Here is a 12,937-nt window from a genome sequence, read left to right on the forward strand (position 1 = left end):
CGCGTCTGGGGCGCCGGAGGATCAGGCTCCGGACGACGCGGGCGAGGCCTTCGCCTCGGTCTTCGATGATGTCGAAGTCGACGAGGACGCGCCACCCGAGGCATCCGATCCACCGCTCGAGCCCGAGCCCGAGCCCGAGGGCTTGGCGCCCGCGCGGGAATCGGTGCGGTAGAAACCCGAACCGTTGAAGGTGACGCCGATCGAGCCGTACTCCTTGCGGAGCGCTCCGCCGCACTCCGGGCACTCGGTCAGGGTCGGATCGGCGAAGGACTGCACGGCGTCGAAGCGGTGGCCGCACTGCTTGCAGGCGTAGGCGTAGGTGGGCATGGTTCTCTCGGTTCGGCTGTCAGCGCCGCGTGGGCGCGAGGGTGATGGTGCGCGTGGGGGTGACGACGCCCGTCACGCGCTCGTCGAGTTCGTCGCTCGGCAGTTCGTCCACGAACTCGGAGTCGAAGACGACCGCGTAGACGGGAGGGCATCGCTCCATCGACCCGAGCGTCTTGTCGTAGAAGCCGCGTCCCCAGCCGAGCCGCATCCCGGTGCGGTCGACGGAGGCGGCGGGGATGACGAGGAGGTCGACGTCGTTGACCGCGATCGGGCCGAGCAGTTCGCCGACGGGCTCGGGGAGTCCGTACATGCCCTCGGCGATGTCGTCCTCGCCGGTGGCGACCGCCCAGTCCAGCAGGCCGTCCGCCCGCGTCACGGGGAGGAGGACACGGATGCCGCGGCTCACGGCATCCGCCACGAAAGAGCGGGTGCCCGGCTCGGCCGTGGTCGACAGGAAGCACGAGATGGAGCGGGCGCCGTGCTCGGCGACGAGGGAGTCGAGCTGCGCGTGGATGCCCGCCTCGGCGGTCTCGCGCGCCTGCGGCGAGAGGCACTGGCGTCGCTCGCGAAGCTCGGCGCGGAGGGCGCGCTTGGCATCGGCGATGGCGTCGGACATGGTGTCGATTGTACGGCGCGGAGTATCGCACACCGTCCGTTCGGGCGAGAGGGTCTCATCGTCGCACCTAGACTCTCACCATGGCGCACACCTCCATCAAGGCAGTCATCCCCGCTGCGGGCCTGGGCACCCGCTTCCTCCCCGCGACGAAGGCGATGCCGAAAGAGATGCTTCCCGTCGTCGACAAGCCGGCGATCCAATACGTCGTCGAAGAGGCGGCGCAGGCGGGCATCGACGACATCCTGGTGATCATCGGGCGCAACAAGAACGCGATCTCGAACCACTTCGACTCGGTTCCCGAGCTCGAGGAGAAGCTGAAGGACAAGGGAGACACCGACCGCCTGCATCGCGTGCTGGAGTCGAGCGATCTCGCCGACATCCACTTCGTGCGCCAGGGCGAGCCCAAGGGTCTCGGCCACGCGGTGCTGCGGGCCAAGGCCCACGTCGGCGGCTCGTCGTTCGCCGTCATGCTCGGTGACGACCTCATCGACGAGCGCGACGAGCTGCTGACCACCATGATCGAGGAGCACGAGCGCACCGGAGCGGCGATCATCGCCCTCATGGAGGTCGACCCCGAGCACATCCACCTGTACGGCGTCGCATCGGTGGAGTCGACCGACGGCAACGGCATCGTGAAGGTCAACGGTCTCGTCGAGAAGCCCAAGGCGGAGGACGCGCCGTCGAACCTGGCCGTGATCGGCCGTTACGTGCTGTCGCCGAACGTGTTCGAGATCCTCGAGCGCACCGAGCCCGGCAAGGGGGGCGAGATCCAGCTCACCGACGCGCTCCAGGAGCTCGCGAGCGACCCCGATGGCCCCGGCGTCTACGGCGTGGTTTTCCGTGGCCGCCGCTACGACACCGGCGATAGGGTGGATTACATCAAGGCCATCGTGCAGTTGGCGGCTGATCGCGAAGATCTCGGTCCCGCACTGCGTCCCTGGTTCAAGGATTTCGCGGCGAACCTCTGACGCCGCCCGTTCGAGGGGGTCTCGTGGATCTGTCGGCTCCCCGCAGGCACGGGTCGGTGGCGATCCGCCTCGTCCGCCAGCGCGACGCGCGCGTGCTGCAGAACGAGCTGCTCTCGAACCGCGGCTGGCTGCGCCCCTGGGAGGCGACCAGTCCCGATGGGCCGGTGTCGTTCGACATGCGCGTCGGCATCCGCCGGCTGCTGCAGCAGTACCGTGACGGCGCCGGCGTGCCGTTCGTCATGGAGTCCGACGGCGAGGTCGCGGGCCAGCTGAACGTGTGGGGGGTCGCCCGCGGCTCGCTCGCGTCCGCGACGATCGGGTACTGGGTGAGCGAGCGGTTCGCCGGGCGGGGCATCACCCCGACGGCGGTGGCTCTCGCGACCGACATCTGCTTCTCGGAACTGCGGCTGCACCGCATGGAGATCTGCATCCGTCCCGAGAACCGGGCCAGCCTGCGCGTGGTCGAGAAGCTCGGCTTCCGCTACGAAGGGCTGCGCCGCCGCTTCATCCACATCGACGGCGACTGGCGCGACCACTACGCGTTCGCCCTGGTCCGTGAGGACGTCCCCGAGGGCGTGCTCCAGCGCTGGGTGTCGGGTCGTGTGCCCCAGGACGCGGCCACGGTTCCGCCCGCGGACCGGCTGCACGCATAGGTCGTCCGGTTGCCGTTTTCCACCACCGCCGGTGGGCCGCCGCGCATCACCGTGCCTGACCACGCGAGAAATCCGTCTTGCGTGACACGCGCGCGGATGTTCGGGACACCGCCGTCCGGTCGCTTACCGTGGTGACCATGGGCGGGCAGGTGTGGGGTGGGGGAGTCATCGTTCTCGTCGCGGTCGCCCTGTGGCTGGTGTATCTGTTGCCCTCGTGGCACAGTCGTCGCCAGTTCGACGCGGCCGAGCGCAACGCCGTCCGCCTGAATCAGGCTCTCCGCGTGCTCGCTGAGACGAGCGAGACACCCGAAGAGGTGCGGCTCGAGCTCAACGCCCGCACCGCCGCCGCGCAGCAGAAGCTCGCGAAGCGGGCCCTGGCCGAGCGCGAGCACGCGGCTCTCGAGGGTGCCCGCGTCGAACTCGAGATCGCCAAGGGCGAGCGCGAGGCCGCCGAGGCCGCCGCCCGCCTCGGCGTGGAACGTGCACGCACCGACCGGGTCGCCGCCGAGGCTGCCGCGCGCGTCGATCTGGAGCGGGCCCGTGCCGAACGTGCGCAGGCTGCTGCAGCCGCACGTACCGACCTCGCCTCGGTCCGTTCCCTCCCGGCGGCGCGCCGCGCGCGCGCACGGCGCCGGTTCCGACTCGCAGCGACGTTCGCGGCTGTCATCGGCATGGGGATCGCCGTGTGGGGCGTGTACGAGACGATCACCGCCGGTGCGCAGACCCTGATGTGGGCCGGAGTCGGCCTGGTGGCAGCATCGGGTCTGATCCTTCACCGTCTGTCCCGCGTCGCCGCGCGCGCCGTGTCGCGGGCGACGGATGCCGCGCCCCGCCGCACCGCGGAACTGCAGGATGTGGCCCTCGAGCGCGAGCAGCGCGAGTGGGCGCCGCGCGATCTTCCCCGCCCTCTCACGGCGTCGGCGGGCTCGCGGGCCGCCGCGGTGCTGGATGGCGAAGCCGCTCGGGCAGCGTTGCGTCAGGCCGCCCTCGAAGAGGCCATGGCGGCGCGTGCGGCGGCGCAGCAGCCGCCCTCGATCGACGTCGCGCGGACCGCGCGGACGGCCTCCGCCGAGTCCGAATACGCCCGCATGGGGTATGTCGACGACGCCGAGATCGAGGCGCACGTGCGGCAGTTGCTGACCCGCCGTGCGGTCGGCGAATAGGGGCCCCGCGGGGGCTCCGCCGATTCGGAGCGCCTCTCGAACCGTGATAGTGTTTTCGAGGTTCACGGGCCTGTAGCGCAGTTGGTAGCGCGCCTCGTTCGCATCGAGGAGGTCAGGGGTTCGATTCCCCTCAGGTCCACCGAAAGAAGGCCCCCACAGTGTGGGGGCCTTCGGCTTTTCCATCCTCTCCGGGCAGCCTGCGGGCAGTGCGAGCGCCGAGACATCCGGCGACCCGAGTCCTGCGCTCCGGGCGCCGTCATGGCGATCCGCACCCCCGAGGGCACGTGGGCGGCGACGATCGGCTACCAGGACTGGGACAAGACGATCCCGATGACCGCAGACGTCAACCAGCGGGTCGGCAGCGTCACCAAGACCTTCACGATCACCGCGTTGCTGCAGCTCGCCGAGCAGGGCGAGCTCTCGCTCGACGACCCCATCGAGATGTACATCCCCGGCATGCCCAACGGCGACGCGACGCTGTACGACCTCGCCTCCATGCGCAGCGGCATCCCGTCGTACACCTTCGACCAGTCGTTCCAAGACACGCTGTTCAGCGACCCGAACCACGTGTGGACGCCGCAGGAACTGGTCGACCTCGTCAAGGGGACCGAGCCGATGTACCCGCCGGGGACGATGACGTTCTACTCGAACACGAACACCGTGCTCCTGGGCATGGTCATCGAGCAGGTCGCCGGCAAGCCCATCCAGGACGTCATGCGCGAGCAGATCACCGAGCCGCTCGGGCTGTCGGCCACCTTCTTCCCGACGGACGCCTCGTTCCCCGACCCGCACGCGCACGGGTACACGACCCAGGGGACCGACGACAACCTGCCGGTCGAGGCCACGGACTGGAACCCCTCGTGGGGCTGGTCGGCGGGCGCGATGATCTCCGATCTCGACGACCTCCTGACGTGGGGCGAAGCGCTGGCCACGGGGGAGGGCATCCTGTCGCCGCAGTGGCAGGCGACGCGCCTCGACTCGTTCGACTTCGACATCCCGGTCTACCTCGGGCCCGACAAGGACGCTCCGCAGTCCGAGGCGCGGGCCTACGGGCTCGGGCTCGGACTCGCGCTCGGCTGGTACGGCCACACCGGGGAGCTGATGGGATACAACACCGTCGTGCAGCACCACGCCGAGTCGGGGACCACACTGATCGTCATGGTCGACAGCGACATCAAGTCGGGAGAGTGCCCGGCTGACGCGCCGACCACGCCCGGTGGCCGCACGACCGGTCCCTGCGAAGACCCCGCCGTCCACATCGCCAACGCGCTCGCCGACGCCGCGGGCCACCCACTGGTCGCGTCCGGCAGCTGAAGCCGGCACGGCGTCGGCGGGTGGACCGCCGGCGCCGTGACCGCGACGTCTCGAGGCCCGGAAGCCTCAGTCGGGAGTGGCCTCGGCAGCGGCGCGCGCGGCGGCCGGGAGGGCCTCGACGATGCGCGACACGGCGGTGTCGTCGTGCGCGGCCGACACGAACCACGCCTCGAACACCGACGGCGGCAGCGAGACGCCCTGCGCGAGCATCGCGCGGAAGAACGGCGGGTAGCGGAACGCCTCCTGCGCCTTCACCGTGTCGTAGTCCGTCGGCGCCTCCGCCGCGAACTGGATCGAGAACAGGTTGCCCGAGCGCTGCACGACGTGCGTGACGCCGGCTTCGGAGAGGGCGGATGCTGCGGCATCGGCGATCGTCGTCGCCGCGCCGTCGATGCGGGCGTACGCGGCGGCGTCGAGGTGGTCGAGCGTCGTGCGCCCCGCGGCGACGGCGAGCGGGTTCCCGCTCAGCGTGCCGGCCTGGTACACGGGTCCGAGCGGTGCGAGCAGCTCCATGAGCGCGGCGGAGCCGCCGATCGCGGCGAGCGGGAGCCCGCCGCCCACGACCTTGCCGAACGTGATGAGGTCGGGCGAGAACGGCACCGGGTCGATGCCGTACCACCCGGCGGGCCCGACGCGGAAGCCGGTGAGCACCTCGTCGAGGATGAGCAGCGCCCCGTGCGCGTGCGCGGTCTCCGCGAGCGCGGCGTTGAAGCCGTGCGCGGGCGGGACGATGCCCATGTTCGCGGGCGCCGCCTCCACGATGACGGCGGCGATGTCGTCGCCGCGCGCCTCGAACACCTCGCGGACGGCGTCGAGGTCGTTGTATGCGATGACCAGCGTCTGCGCGGCGATCGGGGCGGGAACGCCCGCGGAGCCCGGCATCGCGAGCGTCGCGACGCCCGACCCCGCCTCGGCCAGCAGGCCGTCGGAGTGCCCGTGGTAGTGCCCGGCGAACTTCACGATGAGGTCGCGCCCGGTCGCCCCGCGCGCGAGGCGGATCGCGGTCATCGTCGCCTCGGTGCCCGTGGAGACGAGGCGCACCCGCTCCACCGGATGCGTTTCGACGGGCTCAACGACCGAAGAGGGGCGCGAAACGCGAGCGGCGATCAGCTCGGCCAGCTCCGTCTCGCCCGGCGTGCTCGCACCGAAGCCGAGGCCGTGGGCCGCGGCATCCTGAACCGCCTTCACGACCGCGGGGTGGGCGTGCCCGAGGATCGCGGGACCCCACGAGCCGACGAGGTCGACGTATTCGCGCCCCTCGACGTCGGTGACGTACGGGCCGGACGCCGACACGAAGAAGCGCGGCGTCTCGTGGACCGAGCCGAAGGCGCGCACGGGCGAGTTCACGCCGCCCGGCATGGCGCCGCGGGCGCGGGCGAATTCCTGTGCGTTCGTCGTCATCGGATCCACTCCGCAAGCTCCAGGGCCCAGTAGGTCAGCACGGCGTCGGCGCCGGCGCGGCGGATGCCGACCACCGACTCCTCGATCGCACGGCGGCGGTCGATCCACCCGTGGGCGGCGGCCGCCTCGATCATGGCGTACTCGCCCGACACCTGGTAGGCCCAGACGGGGACGGGGCTGGTCGCCGCGGCGTCCGCCAGCACGTCGAGGTAGCTCATCGCGGGCTTGACCATCACGATGTCGGCGCCCTCCGCGATGTCGAGATCGAGCTCTCGGGCTCCCTCGCGGCGGTTCGCCGGGTCCTGCTGGTAGGTGCGGCGGTCGCCCTCGAGCGAGGACTGCACGGCCTCGCGGAACGGTCCGTAGAACGCCGAGGCGTACTTCGCCGCGTAGGCGAGGATCGGGGTGTTGCCGTAGCCGGAGTCGTCGAGCGCGTCGCGTACGGCGGCGACCTGGCCGTCCATCATGCCCGACAGTCCCAGCAGCTGCGAGCCCGCTTCTGCCTGGGCCACACCCATGTCGCGGTAGCGCTCCAGGGTCGCGTCGTTGTCGACGTACCCCTTCGCGTCGAGGACGCCGCAGTGACCGTGGTCGGTGAACTCGTCGAGGCACAGGTCGGTCTGCACGACGAGCGCGTCGCCCGCCTCGGCGACGGCGATGCGCGTCGCGACGTTGAGGATGCCGTCGGGATCCGTCGCGCCGGAGCCCACCGCGTCCTTGTGCTCGGGCACGCCGAACAGCATGATGCCGCCGATGCCGGCGGCCGCGGCATCCGCCACCACACGCTTCAGGCTCTCGGTCGAGTGCTGCACGACACCCGGCATGGACGAGATCGGCACCGGCTCGCCCGCGCCCTCGCGGACGAAGAGCGGCAGGATCAACTCGGCCGGGTGCAGGCGCGTCTCGGCGACGAGGCGCCGCATCGCCGGCGTCGCGCGCAGCCGGCGGGGCCGGTCTGCTGGGGCGTAACTCATGGGCGTTCTCCCGTCAGGCCGGCGGCGCCGGCATCGAGCAGTTCACGGGCGACGGATGCTGCGACCTCGCGCGACGGATCGCCCTCGTCTTCGGGCCACACGGTGGCGTGCGACGAGGTGAGGGTCGTCGTGCCGTCGAGGCTGTACACGCTCGCCGAGAGGAGGAGCAGCCCGGCGTCGACGACGGCGCGCGCGCCGACCGGAGCCGAGCAGCCGGCCTCGAGGAGGGCGAGCACTTCGCGCTCTGCTTCGACGGCTGCGCGGGTCTCAGCGTGGTCGAGCCGGTCGACGAGGTGCTCCTCGCCACGGCGCACCTCGATCGCGAGTGCGCCCTGGCCCGGGGCCGTCGGCCAGCGGTCGGCGTCGAGGAACTCGGTCACGACGTCGGTGCGGCCGATGCGCGTGAGGCCGGCGGCGGCCAGGATGACGGCATCCAGCTCTCCGCTGGTCACCTTGCCGAGGCGCGTGTCGACGTTGCCGCGGATGTCGACGACCTCGAGGTCGGGACGACGGGAGCGCAGCTGCGCCATACGGCGAGGGGAGCCGGTGCCGACGCGCGCGCCGGCGGGAAGCTCGTCGAGCGTGAGGCCGTCGCGGGCGATGAGCGCGTCGCGCGGGTCTTCGCGCGCGGGCGTGGCTGCGACGACGAGGTGCTCGTGGGGAGCGGTCGGGAGGTCCTTGAGCGAGTGGACGATGACGTCGCACTCGCCGGCGAGCAGTGCATCGCGAAGCGCCCCGGTGAAGAGCCCGGTGCCGCCGGCGCGCGACAGCGGCTCGTTGGAGCGGTCGCCGTCGGTCGTGATGGTGACGAGCTCGGTCGTGACGCCGTACGCGTCGGCGAGATCGTCGGCGACCATGCCGGTCTGCGTCAGCGCGAGCGTGCTGCCGCGTGTGCCGATGCGCAGCGTGGTCACGCCAGCACCTCGGCGATCTCGTCGAGGCCGATGCGGCGTCCGGTGTAGAACGGCACTTCCTCGCGCACGTGGCGACGTGCCTCGGTCTGTCGGAGGTCGCGCATGAGGTCCACCAGTTCGACGAGTTCGGGTGCCTCGAGGGCGAGGATCCACTCGTAGTCGCCGAGCGCGAACGACGCGACGGTGTTACTCAGCACGCTGCGGTGCGCGGCGCCCTTGCGACCGTGGTCGGCGAGCATCTGGCGGCGCTCGTCGTCGGGGAGGATGTACCAGTCGTACGACCGCACGAACGGGTAGACCGTGAGCCACGTCTCGGGATCCTTGTCGCGCATGAACGCGGGCAGGTGGCTGGCGGTGAACTCGGCGTCGCGGTGCACGCCCATCGCGTTCCAGACCGGCACGAGCGAGGCGAGCGGCTCGGTGCGGCGGAGCGTACGGAGCGCCGACTGCAGCACCTCGGGCGCGATGCCCACGCCGGTGAGCCAGATCATGAGGTCGGCGTCGGCGCGCAGGCCCGACACGTCGTAGAACCCGCGGACGGTGACCCCGGATGCCTCGACCTCGGCGACCGCCGCAGTCAGGTCGCCGGCGGGGGCGGGCGCAGAGGCGTCGCGACGGAAGACGGCCCACAGGGTGTAGCCGAGGGTTTCAGTGGGGGAGTTCGCCGCGGGGTCGGTCATGCGTCCATCTTTCCATCCCCGGCATGGGCGGTTTCCGGGAGCGCCGTGTCAATCCGCGCCGCCCGCAGGCCGGGGTCCATCCTCAGCCCCCTCCCGCGCGAAGTCCGGACTTCGCAGGATTCGGCGGCGGAGGTCCCGCGTTGTCCGGACCGTGCGGGTGGGTCCCCGTCGTGCTCCTCCGCGCGAAGTCCGGAGTTCGCAGGGTGGGGGCCAGTAGAGGATGCGAAGTCCGGACTTCGCGGGTTTGGGTCCGGGACGGATACGAAGTCCGGACTTCGCAGGGTGGGGGGCCCGGAGAGGATGCGAAGTCCGGACCGAGTAAGTTCAGCGGGAACGCCGGTCAGCGCGCCAGCAGCTCCGTCGCCGTGCGCTCCGCGTGGGCGACGATGCCGGCGAGGCCGGATCCCGCCACTGTCTCGCCGACGACGACCCTGTCGGAGGGGACGGATGCTGCGGCCGGCCGCACCCAGAACACCTGGGCTGCGTCGACCAGGACCGGCAGGCGCACGCCCAGCAGCGTCTCCGCGTCGGCACGTGCGGCGGCGACGGGGTCGGCGGGCGTCTCGTCGTACGAGAGCCGCAACACGTGACGCCCGGCGGCGGCTTCGCGGAGCCACTCCCACTTGGCCGTGGCGTGCGTGAGCGCGCGGGCGCCCACCGGTGCTCCGGCGGCGACGAGCAGTCCGGTGCCGCGGGGTGCGGCATCCAACTCGCCCTGCTCCACCACGAGCGTCACGAGGTCGATGCGACGACCCGGTGGGGCAGGGGCGGCCACGCCCGGGGCGGCCACGACCACGGTGCCATCGAGAGCGCCGAGGTCGCCGACCCGCGTTCCGAGGCGGATGTCGCCCCCGCGCCGCGCGAGGTCGTCGGCGAGGGCGGGGACGAGCCGGTTGATGCCGCCGCGGATCCCCGCGACCGCCGCGCCCGGGGGAGCGGCAGCACGCAGCCGCGCGACGGCTCCGCCGAGCGAACCCGCATTCGCGACGGCGTCGGCGAGCCCGGGGTGGGCGCGTGCGACCGGGAGCTGGTCGGGGTGCTGAGAGTGCACGCCGTGCACGACGGGTGCGACGAGTCGATCGAGCACCTCGGCTCCGAGACGCTCCCGCACGAGCGGACCGAGCATCGCGGGCACCTCGACGACCGGCCGGGCGTCGAGCGCGACGGCTCGTTCCGCCGCCGCGAGTCCGACCACGCGCACGACATCGTCGGCGAGGGGGTCCGCCGGAATGCCGAGCAGTGCGGTCGCGGGCAGGGGGACGGCATCGCCCGTGGCGGGCTGCAGCCACGCCGGTCCCGGAGCGGGAGCGACGATGTCGCCGGCGAGGCCCAGGTCCACGAGCAGTGCCTGGACCGCGCCGCCGCGGACCGCGAAGCTCTCGGCCCCGGCGTCGAGCGCGAGTCCTCCGACCTCGTGCCGCGCGACCGTGCCGCCGAGATGATCGGATGCCTCCCACACCGTCACCGAGGCGCCCGAGGCAGCCAGCCGCCGGGCGACGACGAGCCCTGCGACGCCGCCGCCGACGACGCTGAAGTCAGCCATTCGCGTGGACGAACTCCACGATGCGCGTGAGCACGGTCGGGTCGGTGTCGGGCGGGACGCCGTGCCCGAGGTTCACGACATGCGCCCGGGCGGCGCGGCCGCGCTCGAGCACGTCGAGGATGTGCGCCTCGAGCACCGGCCACGGTGCGCGCAGCAGCGCCGGGTCGATGTTGCCCTGCACCGAGACGTCGGGACCGAGCCGGCGTACGGCCTCGTCGAGCGGGAGACGCCAGTCGACGCCCACGGTGTCGACGCCGACGTCGCGCATCGCGGCGAGCAGTTCGCCGGTGCCGACGCCGAAGTGCACCAGGGGCACGTCGAGGTGCCGCACGGCGTCGAGTGCCAGAGCGGAGAACGGCGCGACGTGCTGCGTGTAGTCGGCGAGACTGAGCGAGCCCGCCCACGAGTCGAAGAGCTGCCCGGCCGACGCGCCCGCCTCGATCTGCGCGGCGAGGAACTGCCCGGTGATCGCGGCGCACCACGTCAGCAGCGCCGCCCAGGTGTCGGGGTCGGAGTGCATGAGCGCCCGCGTCTTCAGCTGCTCCTTCGACGGGCCGCCCTCGACGAGATACGACGCGAGCGTGTACGGCGCACCCGCGAAGCCGATGAGCGGAGTCGTGCCGAGTTCTGCGACGGTGAGCGCGACCGCGTCGCGGACCGGGGCGAGCGCCGCAGGGTCGAGCGGAGGGAGGGACGCGACATCCGCCGCCGTCCGCACCGGGTTCTCGAGCACCGGGCCGCGCCCCGCGACGATGCGCACGTCGACGCCCGACAGGCGCACCGGGATCACGATGTCGCTGAAGAAGATTCCCGCGTCGACGCCGTGCCGGCGCACCGGCTGCAGCGTGATCTCGCTGGCGAGCTCGGGATTCAGGCAGGCGTCGAGCATGTCGGTGCCCACCCGCAGCTCGCGGTACTCGGGCAGCGAGCGCCCCGCCTGGCGCATGAACCACACCGGCGTCCGCGGCGGACGATCACCTCGATACGCGCGTATCAGCGCAGGGGGATCGTTTCTCTGAAGGACGGAAGGGTGAGAGTCATGCAACGACACACGTTAAGATTAGGTCTGTGCTCCTCTGTCTGACCGCGAACCATCGGAACGCGAGCCTCGACATCCTGGAGCGTCTCTCTGTGGGGGCGCCCACGGCGACGCGCGCCCTCGTGGACGACGAGATCTTCGTCTCCGGCGCCGTCGTGCTCGCGACGTGCAACCGCTTCGAGGCCTATCTCGACATCGACGAGCCGCTCACGGGCGGCGAGGCCGTCGCGGCCGAGTCCGTCATCGAGGCGATGGCCGACGCATCCGGCGTCTCCGTCGATCTGCTGCGCGCGTCGGTCGCGGTCCATCAGGGGGCGGATGCTGCGGCCCACCTCTTCGCCGTCACCAGCGGCCTCGAATCGATGTCGGTCGGCGAAGACGAGATCTCGGGTCAGGTGCGTCGCGCGCTCGACGCCGCCCGCGCCGACGGCATGACCTCGAGCGAGCTGGAGCGCCTGTTCCAGAAGGCCACCCACACCAGCCGCGGCGTGCGCAACCGCACCCAGCTGCGCGGAGCGCACCGTTCGCTCGTGCGCCTCGCCCTCGAACTGGCGTCGAGCCGCGTCGCCGAGTGGGCCGCTGCGAAGATCGTGCTGGTGGGCACCGGAAAGTACGCCGTCCGCACGGTCGAGGCGCTGCGCGCCCGCGGTGCCGGCGACATCCACGTCTTCTCCCCGTCGGGCCGCGCCGAGGCGTTCGCCGCGCAGCACGGGCTGATCCCCGTGTCGGACTTCGCGGCCGCCGTCGCCCAGGCCGACGTCGTCATCACCTGCACGGCAGACGCCGTCGTGCACGCGGACGCGTTCACCCCCGGACGACGCGTGCTCGTGATCGACCTCGGGCTCCCGCGCAACGTCGACCCCGCCGTCGGCGCGGTCGAGGCGGTCGAACTGCTCGATCTCGAGACCATCCGCCTGCACGCGCCGCTCGCCGAGTTCAGCGCGCACGCCGACGCGCGCGCGATCGTGGGCGACGCGGCCACCGAGTTCCACGCCGACCGCGAGGCCGGCCCCGCGATCACGGCTCTCCGCGGCGACGTGCTGCGGATCGTCGACGCCGAGATCGCACGAGCGCGCTCGCGCGGCGCGGGCGACGACGTCGAGGCGGCGCTGCGCCACCTCGCGGGCGTGCTTCTGCACCAGCCGTCGGTGCGCATCCGCGAGCTGGCCGTCGAAGGCCGCATCGACGAGGCGCGTGCCGCCCTCGAACTGCTGCACGGCCTCTCTGTCGAGGCGCCCGGCGCCGCAGACGACGACCTCTGGGCGACCGCGTAAGGGCGTCATTCGACCACGCGCCGCCCATCGGTCCGGGGCGTTTCGTCTCGCTCGTTCCTCGCTCGCTCAAC

The 12,937-nt window shown here is 72.0% G+C and carries 13 protein-coding genes and 1 tRNA gene; 6 read left to right on the top strand and 8 right to left on the bottom strand.

The annotated features are described in order from the left end of the window. Positions 1-21: 21 nt before the first annotated feature. Complete coding sequence (locus tag Q9R33_RS05800; RefSeq protein WP_056369715.1) at positions 22-327, bottom strand: FmdB family zinc ribbon protein; 306 nt, start codon at positions 325-327, stop codon at positions 22-24. A gap of 19 nt (positions 328-346) precedes the next feature. Then, positions 347-943 carry a 5-formyltetrahydrofolate cyclo-ligase gene (locus tag Q9R33_RS05805; protein WP_056369717.1) on the bottom strand — a complete coding sequence of 199 codons (597 nt, stop codon included), beginning with the start codon at positions 941-943 and terminating at the stop codon, positions 347-349. 80 nt (positions 944-1,023) lie between these two features. Here Q9R33_RS05805 and galU point away from each other — a divergent pair, with 80 nt between their 5' ends. The 5 genes from galU (at position 1,024) to Q9R33_RS05830 (ending at position 5,041) form a co-directional block, all read left to right on the top strand. Beyond that, entirely contained in the window at positions 1,024-1,911 is an 888-nt protein-coding gene (galU, locus tag Q9R33_RS05810) for a UTP--glucose-1-phosphate uridylyltransferase GalU (protein WP_056369719.1), read from the top strand. 23 nt (positions 1,912-1,934) lie between these two features. Continuing rightward, a complete protein-coding gene (locus Q9R33_RS05815) occupies positions 1,935-2,564 on the top strand; it encodes a GNAT family N-acetyltransferase (protein ID WP_056369721.1) in 630 nt (209 codons plus the stop codon). 137 nt (positions 2,565-2,701) lie between these two features. Next, the gene (locus Q9R33_RS05820; RefSeq protein WP_311293127.1) at positions 2,702-3,727 is read left to right on the top strand and encodes a large exoprotein; all 1,026 of its coding nucleotides are present in this window, start codon (positions 2,702-2,704) and stop codon (positions 3,725-3,727) included. Positions 3,728-3,793: 66 nt separating this feature from the next. Next, positions 3,794-3,866, top strand: a tRNA-Ala gene (locus Q9R33_RS05825). Positions 3,867-3,949: 83 nt separating this feature from the next. Beyond that, entirely contained in the window at positions 3,950-5,041 is a 1,092-nt protein-coding gene (locus tag Q9R33_RS05830) for a serine hydrolase (RefSeq protein WP_268776131.1), read from the top strand. Between the two features lie 66 nt (positions 5,042-5,107). Here Q9R33_RS05830 and Q9R33_RS05835 read toward each other — a convergent pair whose 3' ends face one another. From Q9R33_RS05835 to hemE, 6 genes are all read right to left on the bottom strand, one after another. Further along, complete coding sequence (locus Q9R33_RS05835; RefSeq protein ID WP_311293128.1) at positions 5,108-6,442, bottom strand: glutamate-1-semialdehyde 2,1-aminomutase; 1,335 nt, start codon at positions 6,440-6,442, stop codon at positions 5,108-5,110. Then, positions 6,439-7,416: a porphobilinogen synthase gene (gene hemB, locus Q9R33_RS05840; protein ID WP_311293129.1), complete on the bottom strand. Its 978-nt coding sequence runs from the start codon at positions 7,414-7,416 to the stop codon at positions 6,439-6,441. The genes Q9R33_RS05835 and hemB overlap by 4 nt, the downstream gene beginning before the upstream one ends. Further along, positions 7,413-8,330 (bottom strand): hydroxymethylbilane synthase, encoded by a 918-nt coding sequence (gene hemC, locus Q9R33_RS05845; protein WP_310245727.1) that lies wholly within the window; start codon positions 8,328-8,330, stop codon positions 7,413-7,415. Before hemC ends, hemB begins: the two co-directional genes overlap by 4 nt. Continuing rightward, entirely contained in the window at positions 8,327-9,010 is a 684-nt protein-coding gene (hemQ, locus tag Q9R33_RS05850; RefSeq protein WP_311293130.1) for a hydrogen peroxide-dependent heme synthase, read from the bottom strand. Before hemQ ends, hemC begins: the two co-directional genes overlap by 4 nt. A 340-nt stretch (positions 9,011-9,350) precedes the next feature. Then, entirely contained in the window at positions 9,351-10,553 is a 1,203-nt protein-coding gene (locus Q9R33_RS05855; protein ID WP_311293131.1) for an FAD-dependent oxidoreductase, read from the bottom strand. After that, the gene (gene hemE / locus Q9R33_RS05860; protein WP_311293132.1) at positions 10,546-11,604 is read right to left on the bottom strand and encodes a uroporphyrinogen decarboxylase; all 1,059 of its coding nucleotides are present in this window, start codon (positions 11,602-11,604) and stop codon (positions 10,546-10,548) included. Before hemE ends, Q9R33_RS05855 begins: the two co-directional genes overlap by 8 nt. 17 nt (positions 11,605-11,621) lie before the next feature. Between hemE and Q9R33_RS05865 the strand changes: the two genes are divergently transcribed. Continuing rightward, the gene (locus Q9R33_RS05865) at positions 11,622-12,866 is read left to right on the top strand and encodes a glutamyl-tRNA reductase (RefSeq protein ID WP_311293133.1); all 1,245 of its coding nucleotides are present in this window, start codon (positions 11,622-11,624) and stop codon (positions 12,864-12,866) included. Positions 12,867-12,937 lie beyond the last annotated feature (71 nt).

The organism is Microbacterium sp. PRC9, from assembly GCF_031844125.1.
Taxonomy (GTDB): domain Bacteria; phylum Actinomycetota; class Actinomycetes; order Actinomycetales; family Microbacteriaceae; genus Microbacterium.